Raw genomic sequence first — 15,409 nt, 5'->3', positions numbered from 1 at the left:
CCAGGACACGTACGAAACGGTTTCGTTTCGCTGGGGCCGCGGGTACCTTCGTACTGTACGAAACCGTTTCGTTCGCACTGTCGGATCGGAGGAGCCGTTCATGGCTCGCAGCAGACTCACTCCCGAGCGGGAGTCCGAGCTGTACACAGCCGTGCTCGACCTCCTCCGCGAGGTCGGTTACGACGCCCTCACCATGGACGCCGTCGCCGCCCGCACCCACTCCAGCAAGGCCACCCTCTACCGCCAGTGGGGGAGCAAGCCCGAGCTGGTCGCCCGGGCGCTGCGCGCCAACAAGCCCGCCGATCTCGCCGAGATCGACACCGGCTCGCTGCGCGGCGACTTCCACGTGCTCATGGAGCGGACCGACGACTGCCAGATGGAGAAGGACTCCGCACTGATGCGGGGCCTGGCCCATGCCGTCCACACCCACCCCGAACTGCACCGGGCGCTGCGCGAGCTGCTCATCGAACCCGAGATGAACGGCCTCGACGAACTGCTGCGCCGAGCGGTCCGCAGGGGAGAGGTCGACGCCGACAACCCGGCGCTGAAGCTCCTTCCCCACATGCTGATCGGTGCGTTCATCGCCCGGCCGCTGATCGAGGATCAGCCGGTCGACCGTGCCTTTCTCACCGCCTACGTCGACGCCGTCGTGCTCCCCTCACTCGGCGTCTGACCCCACCCGCACCGGCACACCCGGCCGGAGCACCCACACGACACACCACACCACCTGACGCGCACCGCTCACCCGTCGGGCCGGCTCCCCATGTCCTGTCCCACCCCACAATGGGAGTACGCCCCCGTGGCCACGTTCCTCTACAAGCTGGGCCGTTCCGCCTTCCGGCGCCGACGGCTCGTCGCCCTCCTCTGGGTGGCGCTCCTGGCGGTCGCCGGCATCGGCGCCGCCACCGCGCCCGCCCCCACCTCCGGCTCCTTCTCGATACCCGGCACCGAGGCCCAGCGCGCCTTCGACCTGCTCGAAGAGCGCTTCCCCGGAGCCGGCGCCGACGGCGCCACGGCCCGTGTCGTCTTCAAGGCCCCCGAGGGCCAGAAGGTGACCGACCCGGCCCACAAGGCCGTCGTCGAGGAGACCGTCGGCGCGCTGAAGTCCGGCTCGGACCAGATCGTCTCGGTCGCCGACCCGTACACCGCGCACGCCGTCTCGCAGGACGGCTCCACGGCCTACGTCTCCGTCGCCTACAAGGTCAACGCGATGGAGCTGACCGACGAGACCCGCGAGGCGCTCACCCAGGCCGGTGAGCACGCGCAGGGCAAGGGGCTGACCGTCGAGGTCGGCGGTGACGCCCTCCAGACCATGCCGGAGACCGGCGCGGGCGAGATCGTCGGCGTGGTCATCGCCGGCATCGTGCTCGTCATCACCTTCGGCTCGCTCGTCGCGGCGGGGCTCCCGCTGCTCACCGCGATCATCGGCGTCGGCATCGGCGTCTCCTCGATCGCCGCCCTCGCGAACGTCCTCGACCTGGGCTCCACCACCTCCACCCTCGCGATGATGATCGGCCTCGCGGTCGGCATCGACTACGCCCTCTTCATCGTGTCCCGCTACCGCGCGGAGCTCGCCGACGGGCGCGAGAAGGAGGAGGCCGCGGGCCGCGCGGTCGGCACGGCGGGTTCGGCGGTCGTCTTCGCCGGACTCACCGTCGTCATCGCCCTGGTCGGCCTGGCCGTCGTCAACATCCCGATGCTGACGAAGATGGGCTTCGCCGCCGCCGGCACGGTCGTCATCGCCGTACTGATCGCCCTCACCCTCATCCCGGCGCTCCTCGGCTTCGCCGGCGACAAGGTCGTCGGCCGCAAGCAGCGCAAGGGCACCGCGAAGGTGAGCGACAAGCCCAACGGGGGCACCCGCTGGGCCCGGTTCGTCATCCGGCGCCCCCTGATGGTGCTGCTCGTCGGCGTCATCGGCCTCGGCGCGATCGCCGTGCCCGCCGCCTCCCTGGAGATGGGCCTGCCGGACGACGGCGTCAAGCCCACGTCCACCACCGAGCGCCGCGCGTACGACACGCTGTCGGACGGCTTCGGCCCCGGCTTCAACGGCCCGCTGCTCGTCGTCGTCGACGGCGACAAGGCCACCGCGGACCAGACCGTCTCCACGATCAAGGGCCTCGAAGGCTGGGCCGCCGTCACCCCGGCGACCCCGAACAAGGCCGGCGACGCCGCGATGATCACGGTGGTCCCGAAGGACCGTCCGTCCTCCGTCGCCACCGAGGACCTGGTCCACGACATCCGGAACGCCACCGGCGACGAGGTCCTCGTCACCGGCGCCACCGCGATGAACATCGACTTCTCGCAGAAGATGAACGACGCGCTCGTGCCCTACCTGGCACTCGTCGTCGGCCTCGCCTTCCTGCTCCTGACGGTGGTCTTCCGGTCGATCCTGGTCCCGCTGAAGGCGGCCCTCGGCTTCCTGCTCTCGGTCGTCGCGGCCCTCGGCGCGGTCGTCGCGGTCTTCCAGTGGGGCTGGCTCGGCAGCCTCTTCGGGGTCGAGCAGACCGGCCCGATCATGTCGATGATGCCGATCTTCATGGTGGGTGTCGTCTTCGGTCTCGCGATGGACTACGAGGTCTTCCTCGTGACCCGCATGCGGGAGGCGTACGTGCACGGGGAGCGGCCCGGCGAGGCGATCGTGACCGGCTTCCGGCACAGCGCCCGGGTGGTCGTCGCCGCGGCGGTCATCATGATCGCGGTCTTCTCCGGCTTCATCGGCATGACCGACCAGATGATCAAGATGATCGGCTTCGGCCTGGCCGTCGCGGTCCTCTTCGACGCCTTCGTGGTCCGGATGGCGATCGTCCCGGCCGTGCTCGCGCTCCTCGGCCACAAGGCCTGGTGGCTGCCGAAGTGGCTCGACCGGGTCCTGCCGAACGTGGACGTGGAGGGCGAGGGTCTCGCCGCGTCGACGGGTGAGCCCGCGCCCGCGAAGCCGGACCTCGTGAAGGTCTGACCTCATGAAGGTCTGAACCTCGTGAAGGTCTGACCTCCGGATCCGCTCCGTCTCCGTTACGCCGTCAGTGTGTCGTCAGCGACGTACTGGCGGCGTACGTGTGCCGGAGGAAGCGGAGCAGGGGAGCGGTGTCGAACTGGACGACCGCGACCCCGTCGGCCGTGTGGAACTCGACGACCGTCTGCACCCGGCCGCAGGGCCACACCCCGATGTCGCCGCGGCGGGTCGGGGTGCGCAGCCCGGTTTCGAGGAGCGCGCGCGGGAAGGACCACTCGACGCCGTCGGGGAACCCGAAGCGGACGGTCGCGGGGGAGAAGTCGGCGTCGTAATGGAGGGTCACGGGCACGGGCCGGGAGAGGGGGGCGTCGCTGATGATCCGTCCTTTGGCGTGGTCGTCGACTGCGTGTTCCTCTACGGCGGCCATCGCGGGCTCCTCACGTTTTGTCCTGCTATCAGCCAATGTGTCACTCCTTCCCGCCGTGTGCGAGGGGCATGCTCCGTCTGCCCTGTGATCTGTGACCTATGCGCTCTTGCAACTGGTTCGCAAGAAGGCTCATCATTCGGGACGTGCATGTACCTGACGGATTTATCAACGCCCCCGTATCGGCCGCCGCCGGTGTCGTCGCCGCCGGCGCCGTCGCCGTCAGCCTGCGGGGGGCCCGCCGCGAGCTGGACGAGCGGACGGCGCCGCTCGCCGGGCTCGTCGCGGCGTTCATCTTCGCCGTGCAGATGCTGAACTTCCCGGTCGCCGCCGGGACCAGCGGACACCTGCTCGGCGGCGCGCTCGCCGCGATACTCGTCGGCCCGTGGACCGGCGTCCTGTGCATCGCCGTCGTCCTGCTGATGCAGGGCATCCTCTTCGCCGACGGAGGCCTCACCGCCCTCGGCGTGAACATCACCGTCATGGGCGTCGTCACGGTCGTCGTCGCGTACGCGCTCTTCCGGGGCCTCGTCCTCGTGCTGCCGCGCACCCGCCGCTCGGTGACCGTGGCCTCCTTCGTCGCCGCGCTCGTCTCCGTACCGTCCGCGGCCGCCGCCTTCACCCTCGTCTACGCGATCGGCGGCACCACCGACGTACCGCTCTCCAAGGTCCTGACGGCCATGGTCGGCGTGCACGTCCTCATCGGCATCGGCGAGGCCGTCATCACCATGCTGACCGTCGGCGCGGTCGTCGCCGTCCGCCCCGACCTCGTCTTCGGCGCCCGCGGTCTGACGTCCCCGCTCAAGCTGCGGGTCGACGGCGAGCTCGTCGACGCGGCGGCCCCCGCTCCCGTCGCGCCCGCGGGCTCCCCGAAGAAGCTGTGGATCGGCGGTGTCGTCACCGCGCTCGTCCTCGCCGGCTTCGTCTCCTTCTACGCCTCCGCCAGCCCCGACGGCCTGGAGAAGGTCGCCGCCGACAAGGGCATCGACGCCAAGGTCGAGGAGCACGCCGCCGCCGGCTCGCCGCTCGCCGACTACGGCGTCAAGGACGTCGACAACGCCCGGCTCTCCGGCGGCCTGGCCGGCGCCATCGGCGTGGGCGCGACCCTCGCCGTCGGCACGGGCGCGTTCTGGGTCGTGCGCCGACGCCGTACGGGCCAGGAAGCCGCGGCGGTCTGACATGGGAGCCGGGCACGCCCACAAGCTCTACCGGCACGCGCACTCGCCGGTGCACGCGCTGCCCCCGCACACCAAGCTCGCGGCCGTCCTCGGCTTCGTCGTGGTCGTCGTCTCGACGCCCCGCGAGGCCGTCTGGGCCTTCGCCCTCTACGCCCTGCTCCTCGCGGCCGTGGCGGCGAAGGCCCGCGTCCCGGCCGGCTTCCTGCTGAAGCGGCTGCTCATCGAGGTGCCGTTCGTCGCGTTCGCGCTGCTCATGCCATTCGTGGTGCCCGGCGAGCAGACGACCGTCCTCGGGGTGTCGCTCAGCGTCCCCGGCCTGTGGGGCGCCTGGAACGTCCTCGCCAAGGGCACCCTGGGCGTCGCCGCCTCCGTGCTCCTCGCCTCCACCACCGAGCTGCGCGCCCTGCTCCTCGGACTCCAGCGGCTGAGGCTGCCCCCGCTGCTCGTCCAGATCGCCTCGTTCATGATCCGGTACGGCGACGTCATCACCGACGAGATGCGCCGCATGTCCGTCGCCCGCCGCTCGCGCGGCTTCGAGGCGCGGGGCGTCCGCCACTGGGGCGTCCTCGCGAAGTCCGCGGGCGCGCTCTTCATCCGCTCGTACGAGCGCGGCGAACGCGTCCACCTGGCCATGGTCAGCCGCGGCTACACGGGCACCATGCCGGTCATCGACGAGGTGACCGCCACCCGCGCCCAGTGGACGTACGCCGCCGCGCTGCCGCTCACCGCACTCCTGATCTGCCTCCTCGGATGGACGACGTCATGACCACTCCCCCCTCCCTAGAGGTCCGCGGCCTCGCGTACGCCTACCCCGACGGCCACCAGGCCCTCTTCGGCGTGGACCTGACCGTCGGGCGCGGCGAGCGGGTCGCCCTCCTCGGCCCCAACGGCGCCGGCAAGACCACCCTCGTCCTCCACCTCAACGGCATCCACACCGGCGGCGCGGGCACGGTCACCGTCGCCGGGCTCCCGGTCGGGAAGAAGCACCTCGCCGAGATCCGGCGGAAGGTCGGCATCGTCTTCCAGGACCCCGACGACCAGCTCTTCATGCCGACCGTCCGCGAGGACGTGGCCTTCGGCCCGGCGGCGGCGGGCCTCCGGGGCGCCGAGCTGGAAGCCGTCGTACGGAAGGCCCTCGACCGGGTCGGCATGGCGGAGTACGCGGACCGGCCGCCGCACCACCTGTCGTTCGGGCAGCGCCGCCGGGTCGCGGTGGCCACCGTCCTCGCCATGGAGCCGGAGATCCTCGTCCTCGACGAGCCGTCCTCCAACCTGGACCCGGCCTCCCGCCGCGAGCTCGCCGACATCCTCCGCTCCCTCGACGTCACCGTCCTCATGGTCACCCACGACCTGCCGTACGCCCTGGAGCTCTGCCCGCGCGCGGTGATCCTCAGCGAGGGCGTCATCGCCGCCGACGGGCGGACCGGCGACATCCTCGCCGACACGGAGCTGATGGCCCGGCACCGCCTGGAGCTGCCGTTCGGCTTCGTGCCGAGCTCCGTGGCCTGACGGCCGTCCTTCTCGTGGCCCGACGGCCGTCCTTCTCGTGGCCCGACGGCCCCGGAATCCGTCCTTCTCCCGCCGCGTTGCACCATGGAGGGTCGGAACGACGAGTGAGGGAGTGGGGACGTGGACGTCCAGGGCACGGTGGCGGCGGGCTGGGAGCCGGTCAGGGACGCGTTCCTGCGCAACTTCGAGCAGCGCGGCGAGCGCGGGGCGGCCCTCGCCGTCCACCGCGACGGCGAGAAGGTCGTCGACCTGTGGGCGGGCAGGAGGGATGCCGACGGCGGGGCGGAAGCCGGGACGGACCCGTGGACGGCCGACACCGCCCAGGTCGTCCGCTCGGCCACGAAGGGCGTCGCCGCGGCCGTCCCCCTGCTCCTGCACCAGCGCGGCCTGCTCGACCTGGACGCCCCCGTGGCGACGTACTGGCCGGAGTTCAAGGCGGCCGGCAAGGATCGGGTGACCGTACGGCAGCTCCTCGCGCACCGGGCGGGCGTGCCCGTCCTGGACCACCCGCTCACCCTCGCCGAGGCCGTCGACCTGCCGACGGCGACCCGCGCGATAGCCGCCCAGGCCCCCGTCTGGGAACCCGGCACCGCCCACGGCTACCACGCCCACACCTTCAGCTGGCTGCTCTCCGGCCTCGTCCACCACGTCACCGGCCGCACCATCGGCCGCTGGGCCGCCGAGGAGATCACCGGCCCCCTCGGCCTCGACCTGTGGATCGGGCTCCCCGAGGCGGAGGCCCACCGGGTCGGCCGCCTCGGACCCGTCGAGGAGATCGACCCGCCCGGCAGCGGCGCCCTCAAGCTCCGCCCCAAGCGCTCCGTCAGCGAGGCCTACCGGGACCCCGGCTCCCTCACCCGGCGCGCCTTCGGGGTCATCGAGCCCCAGCCCGACGAGAACGACCCCGTCTACCGGGCCGCCGAGCTGCCCGGCTCCGCGGGCGTCGCCACCGCCCGCGCACTCGCCCGCTTCTACGCCGCGACCCTCGGCCCCGTCGACGGCGCCGAGCGCCTCTTCGCGCCGGCGACGCTCACCCTGGCCCGTACGGAGGAGTCGGCGGGACCGGACAAGGTGCTGCTGGTCGGCACGCGCTTCGGCCTCGGCCACATGCTGCACGGACCGGCCTCCCCGCTCCTCGGCCCGTCCTCCTTCGGCCACCCCGGCCGCGGCGGCTCCCTCGGCTTCGCCGACCCCGAGTCCGGGATCGCCTTCGGGTACGTCACCAACGGCATGCGGAAGACGGTCACGGCCGACCCGCGCGCCCAGGCCCTGGTGCGGGCGGTGCGGGCGGTCGTGGACCGGCCCTGACCCGACTGGACCTTGATCTGACCGGACCTTGACCCTGGCTTGACTTGACCTGACATTCTGAGCCACCGCCCGACGGATGCGGGGGTGCGTGGCCAGTACCTTGTGCCTGCCCGCTGACCGGTGGGCAGGCACGGGGGTGCATGCAGGTGAGCGAGATTCCGTCGCGGCCGTCCGACTGCGCGACGAGGAGCGATCCGAACCGCGTGACGGTGCGGATCGCGAGCAGCCGGCTCTGGGAGATCTACGGCAGCATCGGGCTGCTCTCGGCGCACCGGGGCCTCGTGCCCTGGCCGTACGCCAACTGGAACAAGGCCGCCCGTCGTTCGCTGAGCCGCTCCGACGTGACCATCCCGGGCTGGCTCGTCCACCTCTTCCGGACCGGCGCCGGGACCCTCCCGCCGTTCCTCCTCACCGTCCCCGCCTCGGACGGGCCGGACCTGGCCGAGGAGCTCGCGCCCCTCGCGGCGGTCTGCCACGACCGGGCCCGCGCGGAGCTCGAACAGCGCTTCCCGCGGGGCGTGCCCGCCGAGGTGCGCCCGCTGTACGCGGACCCGGCGGCGCGCGTCGCCGAACTCCGCGCCTTCCTCCCGCGGTACTGGCGGGCCGCGCTGGCCCCGTACGCGGCGACCCTGCGGGCGACGACGGAGGAGGACATCCTGCGCCGCGCCCGCACGCTGGCCACGCAGGGCCCGGAGGCGCTCCTGAACGCGGTGGGCGGGATCGCGGTGCCCGGCGGGGTGGCCGTGCCCGGTGTGATGGCCGTGTCGGGCGTCTCCCGGCTCGTCCTCGTACCGCTGCTGTTCGGCCGCGGAGCTCCTTTCTCCACGGCGGCCCGCGACGGCACCGAGGCGGCCCTGTCCTACCCGGTCGACGGGTCCGCCCTCCTCGTCGCGGAGGCTCCGCCCGAGCGGCGCGCGGACGCTCCCGTGCGCGGCGACCGGCTGGAGATCCTCATCGGCAGGAGCCGGGCGGGTGTCGTACGGGCCCTGGTGGCGCCCACGACGACCTCGGACCTGGCGACGGCCCTCGGCCTCGCCCCGAGCACGGTCTCCCAGCACCTCACGGCCCTGGTGGCCGCGGGCGTGGTGCGGCGGCGCAGGGCGGGCGTCCGCGTGCTGTACGAACTGGACCGCCCGGGCGTCGTGTTACTCAGACATCTGGACCACGCGCGCGGCATGCACGCGGCCCGGTGACCGGCCAGTAGGGTCGACGCGCCGTACAACTCGCCGTACACGTACATCGGTTGCAACAGGAGAGAACGTATGTCCCAGGAAACGTACGAGAAGCTGGTCGCCCTGCTCGACGAGCGCGGCGCCGCCTACCGGGTGATCGAGCACGCGCCCGAGGGCGCCACCGAGGCGGTCAGCGCCCTGCGGGGGCACGCACTCGCCCAGGCGGCCAAGTGCATCATCGCGATGGTCAAGATCGGCAAGAAGGAGAAGCGGTTCGCGCTGGTCGTCGTCCCCGGTGACAAGCGGATCGACCTCGCGGCGGTGAAGGCGCTGTACGGCGGCACCTACGTCTCGTTCGCGTCCCCGGAGATCGCCGAGGAGCTCGCGGGCTCGGAGAGCGGCACCATCCTGCCGTTCTCCTTCGACGAGCGCCTGGAGCTCTTCGTCGACCCGGACCTCCTGGCGCACGGGGAGTTCTACTTCAACGCCGCCCGTCTCGACCGCTCGATCGCGCTCTCCAGCGCGGACTACCGGTCGATCGCGGAGCCGCGCGTCGAGAAGGTGTCGACCGACTGACGCCGATCTGCCGAGGGCTCGCCGTCAGGCCATGGCCGGCGTGAGCGCGAGCAGCATCCCCAGGCCGACGAGCACGGTGCCGATGACCTTGTTGAGCACGGTCTGGCGCTGCAACAGGCGGGACCGCAGGCTCTGGTTGGAGAAGAGGAGCGCGGCGAGCGCGAACCAGACCAGGTGGGCGAAGGACATGAAGAGGCCGTAGCCGACCTGCTGGAAGACGGGGGTGTCGGCGCTGACGACCTGCGTGTACGTGCTCAGCACGAACAGCATCGTCTTCGGGTTGAGCGCGTTCGTCAGGAAGCCGGTGCGCAGCGCGCCGGCCTTCGACAGGCCGTCGCCGCTCGACAGGTCGACGTCCACCTGGGTCTTGGTGACGAACGTCTTGTACCCGATGTACACCAGATAGGCGGCGCCGATCAGTTTCATCGCCGTGAAAAGCATCGGGGTCCGGGAAACCAGAAGCCCCACGCCCAGCATGGTGTAAGTGACATGGACGAGAACGCCCAGGGAAATTCCGACGGCGGCGAGAACGCCGGCGGTCCGCCCGTACAAATAGCTGTTGCGGACGGTCATCGCGAAATCCGCGCCGGGGCTGATGACAGCCAGAATGGTGATGACCGCCACGGCGATGAGCTGACCCATGTACCCGTCTTCCCGTTCTTCTCACTCAAGGGGTGCGCGGGCGGGGGCGGCGCCTCGCGGACGCCGGCCCCCACCCGCGTCTGACATCAGGGCTTGTGACGGTAGGTCACGACCAGCACGTCGCGCGAGGCCGGGGCGGTCGAATCGATCTGCTCGATGGGCGTGACGCCGTGGTAGACCCGCTCGTCGTTGACGAGCGCCAGGTCGAGGGGGTCGGTCAGGGCGAACTTCTCGACCGGCTGCTTGTCCAGGTTGAAGACGGTGCTCTCGCCGCCGGTGGCGTTGGTGCGGCCGATCATCGCCATCAGGACGAAGGTGACGCCGTCGCGGTGGACGCCCTCGGGCGTCGGCAGGCCGACCTCCTCGCCGTCGACCTCGATGCGGAACTGGTGGGCCTCGATGTGCCACGCGGAGTACGGGGCGAGCCGGCCGAAGATGTCGCAGCCCAGGGTGACCAGGCTGCTCATCGTGGCGCCGCGCAGCGACACGTCCTCGAACGGCTCGTAGTGCCGGGCCACGCCGCCGTTGAGGTTGTTGTAGTCGAGCCCCTGGTAGTGCGGCTGGTGGGGCTCGACGCGGTAGTCGGCGCTCGACCGGGGCGCGCTCAGCGTGGCGTGCCGGCGGCGGCGGTAGCGCCCGCCGTCCGCCATGTAGCTGTCGAGCGGCATCCGGCCCCAGCTGTCGCGGAAGGGCTCCAGGTCGTCGAGCGCGTTTTCCGAGCGCTGGAGGAGAAGCTGCTTCACCTTCTCGCCGGAGCGAAGGTCAAAGCTCCGGGAAGAAAGGGACTCGCATATTTCCTCTACTCCGGATTCGTACGTCGAAGACATTGTTCCCCCTGTGTCCACGTGGTCATCGGCGTAGTCGATCGTGGTATTTGCGACGGGTGCATGTCAAAGCCTTTCGGTCGTGGCCGAATTGTCACAACTCCCTTTTGTGAACGGAATGTTGCGAGCGGATGGTGCGATGGGTAGGGGAAGGCACATGGATCTCAGGGAGAGCGCGGAACACGCGAAACGCTTCGACGGGTACGCGGTACTGATCACGGGCGCGGCCCGCGGCATCGGCGCGGCCACCGCACGGCGCCTCGCGGCGGAGGGCGCGCGGGTGCTGGTCACGGACATCGACGAGGACGAGGCCGCGCGGACCGCCGCCGAGCTGCCAGGGGCGGTGGCCCTGCGCTGCGACGTCGGCGACCGGGACGCGGTGGAGGCGGCCGTCGCGTACGCGGTGGAGACCTTCGGCGGCCTCGACGTCCTCGTCAACAACGCCCTCGCCCCCGTCGCCCCCGACCGCGACCGCTTCGAGGACGAACCGGACGGGGGCTGGGCGGGCCAGCTCGACGTGACGCTGATGGGCGCGGTCCGCTGCTCCCGGGCGGCGCTGCCGCACCTCGCGGCGGCGGGCGGGCGCGGCGCGATCGTCACCATCGGCTCGGTCAACGCCGAGGTGGACTTCGGCAACCACGCCTACAGCGCGGCCAAGGCGGGCCTGGCCTCCCTCACCCGGACCCTTGCGGGCGACGCGGCACCGCGCGGTGTCCGCGTCAACCAGATCAACCCGGGGACGATCGCGACGACGGCCTGGGCGGGCAAGGAGGCCGGACTCGCGGCCCTCGCGGACCGCGTCTACCCCCTGGGCCGGGTCGGCACGCCGGAGGACGTGGCCGCCGCCGTCGCGTTCCTGGCGTCGCGGGACGCGTCCTGGATCACGGGCACGGTCCTGCGGGTCGACGGCGGGCTGCTTGCGGTGAACTCGCACTTCGCGGAGGTCCTGGCGGACTGAGGGGTCAGGAAACCTCTTGGCCCGAGAACTTCTTCGACGGGAGACGCAACCTCGGGAGGTGCCACACGTCTGGTGGGTTGAAGGCGCCCTTCACGTCCCGTCCCACCTGCTCCCTTGGAGAACCTCATGAACCGCAATTCCCGCCGCGTCCTGGGCGCCGTCGCCGGTGCCGCGCTGCTCCTCGGCGGTGCCTTCACCGCCCAGGCCGTCGCCGACTCCGGCGCCAAGCCGGCGCCGAAGGTCGTCACCCCCGCCGACTCCGGGGCCAAGCCGGCGCCGAAGGTCGTCACCCCCGCCGACTCGGTCCCGCAGCCGGCGACGAAGCCGGTCGTGGTGAAGCCGGGCACGGCGCAGCCCGCCGCCGGCGAGAAGGGCGTCCCGGCCACGAAGTCGGTCCCCGCGGAGAACGCGCCCCGCGTGGTCAGCCCGGGCACGGGCGCCAAGAAGTAACACCGGAGCGGGGGCGGACCGGTCACCCGGACCGGCCCGCCCCACCCCGCTCCCGCCCGACCCGCTCCCGCCCAATCCCCTCCCCACACCCCGAACGAGGCCCATGCAGTACGCGATAGCCGCGGCACCCTCCTGGTGGTCCCGTCTGCTCGCCCGCGTGTCCGGGACCGAGGGCGGGGCGGTCGTACGGGAACTCCGCCCACGCGCACGGGTAACGCCGCACGACGAGGGGCCGCCCACCCTGACCGACCTGTACAGGGCCCGCCGGCTCGACATGGTGCGGCTGGCGCTCTTCCTGGTGGACGACCTGCACACGGCCGAGGACGTCGTCCAGGACGCGTTCGCGGCGCTGTGCCGCGCGTACGGGACCTCGCTCGACGGCCTCCAGGACCCGGGGGCGTACCTGCACACCGCCGTGGTCAACGCGGCCCGCTCCGTACTGCGCCGCCGCCGCACGGCCCGCGGCTACACCCCGCCCCACCAGCCGGCGAGCGCCCCGGTGGACGAAGGCCTCCTCCTCGCGGAAGAACACCGCCACGTCCTCGACGCACTGGCCCAGCTCACCGACCGCCAGCGGGAGGTCCTCGTCCTCCGCTACTGGTCGGAACTGACCGAGGCGCAGATCGCCCGGACCCTCGGCCTCTCGCGCGGCACGGTGAAGTCCACGGCGAGCCGGGCCCTGGACGCCCTGGAGAAGAGACTGGAGGCGTCCCCATGACCCCCCGACCACCCACCGAAGACCGCCACGCCACGACGGAGACCCGCCTCAGAGCGGCCCTGACGGCCCGGGCGGCCCAGATCACCCACCACGACCTACGCCGGGAGGACCCGCCGCAGGGCCGCGGCTGGACCGTCCGCGCGCTGCGCGGCCCCGGCCTCGCCGCGCTGGCAGCGGCGGCGGCGGTAGCGGCCGTCTGCCTCCTGTACCTGTTCCCCGGCAGCCCCCTGGCCCCCACCCCGGTCCAGCCTGCCCGCCCCCCGGGCATCAGTGACCCGGCACCACCCGACGCGACGCCGACCACCCCCGTACCGGCGTCGACGCCCCGGGTCGTCAAGCCGTCGGAGTGATCCTTTCGTGGGCGCGCCGTCCGGTGCGGGGGAGCGCGCCCACGACGGAGTGAATGGCACGAGGGGGCACACACCCCCACTTGACTGGCCTGCGTAAGTCCCGACTCACGTAAGGCCCTTGCGACATGCATGCACTTCCGCCGATCGGCGCCGAGATCCCCTGCTCCCGCCTCGCGATCAACACCCCGCTCCGGATCAAGGACGAGCTCGTCACCGTCGACTTCCGGGGCGGCATCAAGCACCGCGTCGACGTCAACCCCGACGACCCGATGAACTCCGTCCGCATGCGGACCGTCGGACACAAGATGAGCGCGGAGCTGCCGGGAGAGGACGGGAAGAGCCCGGGCACCATCACCATCGAGCAGAACGACGTCGACGTCGACGCGCCCACCATCCTGCGCCTCACCCAGAACTTCCCGCCGAAGTACGAGTTCCGCGAGGTCTCGACCTTCACGATGGTCATCGAGCGGCCCGGGGACGGGAACGGATACGCGCCGCTGGTTCTGACCACGAAAGAGCCGATGGTCCTCATCGGACAGCTGACCCAGTACCCGCCCCGCGGCGACCTCTACAAGCTGGAGAAGCCGGTCGAGCTCGTCGACCTGGAGGACCCGACCAAGGTGCTCGCCGTCATCGAGCGGTTCCCCGTCAAGGTCGGCGGCCTCTAGGCGCCGGGCGCGACGAGACGGCTGGTGAACCCCTGGTCCCGAAGGCGCTCGAAGGCGCCGACGACGGGCCGGGGGATCTCCGTCTCGCCGGTGTTCCGGGCCCGGGGCTCGACGAGGACGACGTCCTCGGGCACCCCGGACTCCAGCGCCCGCTCCCGATAGTGCTCGGCCTCGCCCCGGGGCATCCGCTCCCGCGTGGTCGGGCTGGTGGCCCCGGTGAACACGATCACCGGCGCCAGCCCTTGCCGGTACAGCCCGACGGCCACGTCGGCGACCCCGAGATCATGACTCCCGAGCCCGACGGCGACGGAGCAGGGCCGGGGCGTGTGCCCCATCTGCTGGAAGTCCCAGAGAAGTTGGGCGTCGGCCCGGGTCCCGGGGGCGGTGCCGGTCGCCACGGCCTACAGCCGCTCGGCCTTCACGGCCCCGACGAACGACGCCCACGCCGCCGCCTCGAAGAAGACGCACGGCCCGGCGGGGGCGGCCTTGCTGTCGCGTACGGCGGTTCCGTCCACGGCGGTGGCGGCCGTCTCGACGCAGTCGCCCTGCTGATCCGAGAAGGACGACTTGCGGAAAGCGCTGACGATCTCAGGTGTCACTTTGCCTCTTCCATCTGATCCGGGACGCCGCCCAGGGTCTGCCGGATGCGCTCCGCGCTCTCCTCTGCGGACATCGCCGCCGAGCGTAGTAGATCGAATACGTTGACGTAGGCGGCGAGATCCTCGGGCGCTTCGACGACGGTCGTGTTCGCGGCCGTGCGCACCGCCACCGCCTCGACGTTGGGTTCGATGCCGAACGAGAACGCGACGAACGCACCCGACATCCCCGCCGCTTTGCTCGCCGCCGCCGGCAGGATCTGCACGGTGACGTTCTGGCGCTGCCCGGCGTCGAGGAGGCGGCGGAGCTGGCCGTCGCGGACGGCCGGATCGTGGCGGAGCGCGGCTATGGCGGGCTCCCAGATGATGGCGGTGAAGTGGACCCCGCCGTCCTCGATTCTCCGCTGACGCTCCTGGCGGACCTCGACCAGCTGGGCGATGCGCTCCTGCGGGATGAAGCTGGGGCCGGAGGAGATCACCGACTCCGCGTACTCCGGGGTCTGCAACAGGCCCGGGATCAGCGAGGGTTCCCACGATCGGATGTAGGTCGAATCGCTTTCGAGGGTGATGTGGTCCGCGTAGTCCGGGCGCAGGGTCTCCTGGTAGTCGAGCCACCAACCGCGTTGATTGCTCGCGCGCGCCAGTTCCTCCAGCCTGCGTCGCTCGTCCTCGTCCCGGACCCCGTAGCAGTCGAGGAGGGTCCTCACCTCCAGGGCGGAGGCGGAGACTTGTCCGCTCTCGAGTCGGCTGACCTTGGTCACCGACCTCAGGATGGCCTGGGCCGCGACCGACTGGTCGACGCCGGCCGCCTCCCGAAGGCGCTTGAGGGCGGAGCCGAGCCGCCGACTGCGAACCGTCGGCTTCCCACCTGCGGGCATGCCGTCTCCTCTCAACGTGACGCCCAGTGTGCCGCTTTGGGGCAAAGCGGAGCCAGCCTGGACCCCCGCTGGAGCGGTCGCAAATTTGCGAGAGGTCCACTTGCGGTGATGGTGGCGGCACCTCTAGCTTGATGACGTGACGTACCGCACATGCTCGATCGCGGTACGTGATCTTGGTGGTGCGCCGATGGCGGCCGACAGC

At 71.6% G+C, this 15,409-nt stretch carries 18 protein-coding genes and 1 pseudogene; 13 read left to right on the top strand and 6 right to left on the bottom strand.

The features are described from left to right. The first annotated feature begins 100 nt into the window (after positions 1-100). Both ACFC0G_RS14945 and ACFC0G_RS14940 read left to right on the top strand, forming a co-directional pair. A complete protein-coding gene (locus ACFC0G_RS14945) occupies positions 101-673 on the top strand; it encodes a TetR/AcrR family transcriptional regulator (protein ID WP_376402760.1) in 573 nt (190 codons plus the stop codon). Between the two features lie 126 nt (positions 674-799). Next, positions 800-2,959: an MMPL family transporter gene (locus ACFC0G_RS14940; RefSeq protein WP_376402757.1), complete on the top strand. Its 2,160-nt coding sequence runs from the start codon at positions 800-802 to the stop codon at positions 2,957-2,959. A gap of 64 nt (positions 2,960-3,023) precedes the next feature. Here ACFC0G_RS14940 and ACFC0G_RS14935 read toward each other — a convergent pair whose 3' ends face one another. Further along, positions 3,024-3,383 carry an SsgA family sporulation/cell division regulator gene (locus ACFC0G_RS14935; RefSeq protein WP_376402754.1) on the bottom strand — a complete coding sequence of 120 codons (360 nt, stop codon included), beginning with the start codon at positions 3,381-3,383 and terminating at the stop codon, positions 3,024-3,026. Positions 3,384-3,526: 143 nt separating this feature from the next. Between ACFC0G_RS14935 and ACFC0G_RS14930 the strand changes: the two genes are divergently transcribed. The 6 genes from ACFC0G_RS14930 (at position 3,527) to ACFC0G_RS14905 (ending at position 9,123) form a co-directional block, all read left to right on the top strand. Beyond that, complete coding sequence (locus ACFC0G_RS14930; RefSeq protein ID WP_376402751.1) at positions 3,527-4,558, top strand: energy-coupling factor ABC transporter permease; 1,032 nt, start codon at positions 3,527-3,529, stop codon at positions 4,556-4,558. Position 4,559: 1 nt separating this feature from the next. Beyond that, on the top strand, positions 4,560-5,324 hold the full coding sequence (gene cbiQ / locus ACFC0G_RS14925; RefSeq protein ID WP_376402748.1) for a cobalt ECF transporter T component CbiQ: 765 nt from the start codon (positions 4,560-4,562) through the stop codon (positions 5,322-5,324). Next, a complete protein-coding gene (locus ACFC0G_RS14920; protein WP_376402745.1) occupies positions 5,309-6,067 on the top strand; it encodes an energy-coupling factor ABC transporter ATP-binding protein in 759 nt (252 codons plus the stop codon). The genes cbiQ and ACFC0G_RS14920 overlap by 16 nt, the downstream gene beginning before the upstream one ends. Positions 6,068-6,187: 120 nt before the next feature. After that, complete coding sequence (locus tag ACFC0G_RS14915) at positions 6,188-7,375, top strand: serine hydrolase domain-containing protein (RefSeq protein WP_376402743.1); 1,188 nt, start codon at positions 6,188-6,190, stop codon at positions 7,373-7,375. 203 nt (positions 7,376-7,578) lie between these two features. Further along, on the top strand, positions 7,579-8,568 hold the full coding sequence (locus ACFC0G_RS14910; RefSeq protein WP_376402740.1) for a helix-turn-helix domain-containing protein: 990 nt from the start codon (positions 7,579-7,581) through the stop codon (positions 8,566-8,568). Positions 8,569-8,637: 69 nt separating this feature from the next. Then, a complete protein-coding gene (locus tag ACFC0G_RS14905; RefSeq protein ID WP_376402737.1) occupies positions 8,638-9,123 on the top strand; it encodes a YbaK/EbsC family protein in 486 nt (161 codons plus the stop codon). A gap of 24 nt (positions 9,124-9,147) precedes the next feature. Here ACFC0G_RS14905 and ACFC0G_RS14900 read toward each other — a convergent pair whose 3' ends face one another. Together ACFC0G_RS14900 and ACFC0G_RS14895 are read right to left on the bottom strand one after the other, a co-directional pair. Continuing rightward, positions 9,148-9,765, bottom strand: a complete 618-nt coding sequence (locus ACFC0G_RS14900) for a LysE family translocator (protein WP_376402733.1) — start codon at positions 9,763-9,765, stop codon at positions 9,148-9,150. Positions 9,766-9,851: 86 nt separating this feature from the next. Beyond that, positions 9,852-10,508, bottom strand: coding sequence for a 2OG-Fe dioxygenase family protein (locus tag ACFC0G_RS14895; RefSeq protein WP_376402730.1), 657 nt, complete (start codon positions 10,506-10,508; stop codon positions 9,852-9,854). Between the two features lie 238 nt (positions 10,509-10,746). Between ACFC0G_RS14895 and ACFC0G_RS14890 the strand changes: the two genes are divergently transcribed. The 5 genes from ACFC0G_RS14890 to ACFC0G_RS14870 all read left to right on the top strand — a co-directional run bounded on the left by ACFC0G_RS14890 (position 10,747) and on the right by ACFC0G_RS14870 (position 13,733). Continuing rightward, on the top strand, positions 10,747-11,547 hold the full coding sequence (locus ACFC0G_RS14890) for an SDR family NAD(P)-dependent oxidoreductase (RefSeq protein ID WP_376402728.1): 801 nt from the start codon (positions 10,747-10,749) through the stop codon (positions 11,545-11,547). Positions 11,548-11,673: 126 nt separating this feature from the next. After that, on the top strand, positions 11,674-11,997 hold the full coding sequence (locus tag ACFC0G_RS14885; protein ID WP_376402725.1) for a hypothetical protein: 324 nt from the start codon (positions 11,674-11,676) through the stop codon (positions 11,995-11,997). Between the two features lie 103 nt (positions 11,998-12,100). Next, positions 12,101-12,715, top strand: a complete 615-nt coding sequence (locus tag ACFC0G_RS14880; RefSeq protein WP_376402722.1) for an RNA polymerase sigma factor — start codon at positions 12,101-12,103, stop codon at positions 12,713-12,715. Further along, on the top strand, positions 12,712-13,065 hold the full coding sequence (locus ACFC0G_RS14875; protein ID WP_376402719.1) for a hypothetical protein: 354 nt from the start codon (positions 12,712-12,714) through the stop codon (positions 13,063-13,065). Before ACFC0G_RS14880 ends, ACFC0G_RS14875 begins: the two co-directional genes overlap by 4 nt. A gap of 125 nt (positions 13,066-13,190) precedes the next feature. Next, a complete protein-coding gene (locus ACFC0G_RS14870) occupies positions 13,191-13,733 on the top strand; it encodes a hypothetical protein (protein ID WP_376402716.1) in 543 nt (180 codons plus the stop codon). An 83-nt stretch (positions 13,734-13,816) separates the two neighbouring features. Here the strand turns inward: ACFC0G_RS14870 and ACFC0G_RS14865 are convergent. The 3 genes and pseudogenes from ACFC0G_RS14865 to ACFC0G_RS14855 all read right to left on the bottom strand — a co-directional run. Next, positions 13,817-14,068, bottom strand: a pseudogene (locus ACFC0G_RS14865) (YdcF family protein); the annotation flags it as partial. A 66-nt stretch (positions 14,069-14,134) separates the two neighbouring features. After that, entirely contained in the window at positions 14,135-14,332 is a 198-nt protein-coding gene (locus ACFC0G_RS14860; protein WP_376402713.1) for a DUF397 domain-containing protein, read from the bottom strand. Next, entirely contained in the window at positions 14,329-15,207 is an 879-nt protein-coding gene (locus tag ACFC0G_RS14855; protein ID WP_376402710.1) for a helix-turn-helix domain-containing protein, read from the bottom strand. Before ACFC0G_RS14855 ends, ACFC0G_RS14860 begins: the two co-directional genes overlap by 4 nt. Positions 15,208-15,409 lie beyond the last annotated feature (202 nt).

It is taken from the genome of Streptomyces sp. NPDC056169 (genome assembly GCF_042268445.1).
In the GTDB taxonomy this organism is placed as follows: Bacteria; Actinomycetota; Actinomycetes; order Streptomycetales; family Streptomycetaceae; genus Streptomyces.
Note: the sequence above shows the minus strand (reverse complement) of the source record. Positions and strands in the feature narration are given on the sequence as shown.

Bases quoted from the DNA above. Each gene is read 5' to 3' on its own strand.
- ACFC0G_RS14945 (WP_376402760.1), top strand. From the start codon at position 101: ATGGCTCGCAGCAGACTCACTCCCGAGCGGGAGTCCGAGCTGTACACA.
- ACFC0G_RS14890 (WP_376402728.1), top strand. From the start codon at position 10,747: ATGGATCTCAGGGAGAGCGCGGAACACGCGAAACGCTTCGACGGGTAC.
- ACFC0G_RS14920 (WP_376402745.1), top strand. From the start codon at position 5,309: ATGGACGACGTCATGACCACTCCCCCCTCCCTAGAGGTCCGCGGCCTC.
- ACFC0G_RS14880 (WP_376402722.1), top strand. From the start codon at position 12,101: ATGCAGTACGCGATAGCCGCGGCACCCTCCTGGTGGTCCCGTCTGCTC.
- ACFC0G_RS14905 (WP_376402737.1), top strand. From the start codon at position 8,638: ATGTCCCAGGAAACGTACGAGAAGCTGGTCGCCCTGCTCGACGAGCGC.
- cbiQ (WP_376402748.1), top strand. From the start codon at position 4,560: ATGGGAGCCGGGCACGCCCACAAGCTCTACCGGCACGCGCACTCGCCG.
- ACFC0G_RS14855 (WP_376402710.1), bottom strand. From the start codon at position 15,207: ATGCCCGCAGGTGGGAAGCCGACGGTTCGCAGTCGGCGGCTCGGCTCC.
- ACFC0G_RS14875 (WP_376402719.1), top strand. From the start codon at position 12,712: ATGACCCCCCGACCACCCACCGAAGACCGCCACGCCACGACGGAGACC.
- ACFC0G_RS14885 (WP_376402725.1), top strand. From the start codon at position 11,674: ATGAACCGCAATTCCCGCCGCGTCCTGGGCGCCGTCGCCGGTGCCGCG.
- ACFC0G_RS14870 (WP_376402716.1), top strand. From the start codon at position 13,191: ATGCATGCACTTCCGCCGATCGGCGCCGAGATCCCCTGCTCCCGCCTC.
- ACFC0G_RS14900 (WP_376402733.1), bottom strand. From the start codon at position 9,765: ATGGGTCAGCTCATCGCCGTGGCGGTCATCACCATTCTGGCTGTCATC.
- ACFC0G_RS14935 (WP_376402754.1), bottom strand. From the start codon at position 3,383: ATGGCCGCCGTAGAGGAACACGCAGTCGACGACCACGCCAAAGGACGG.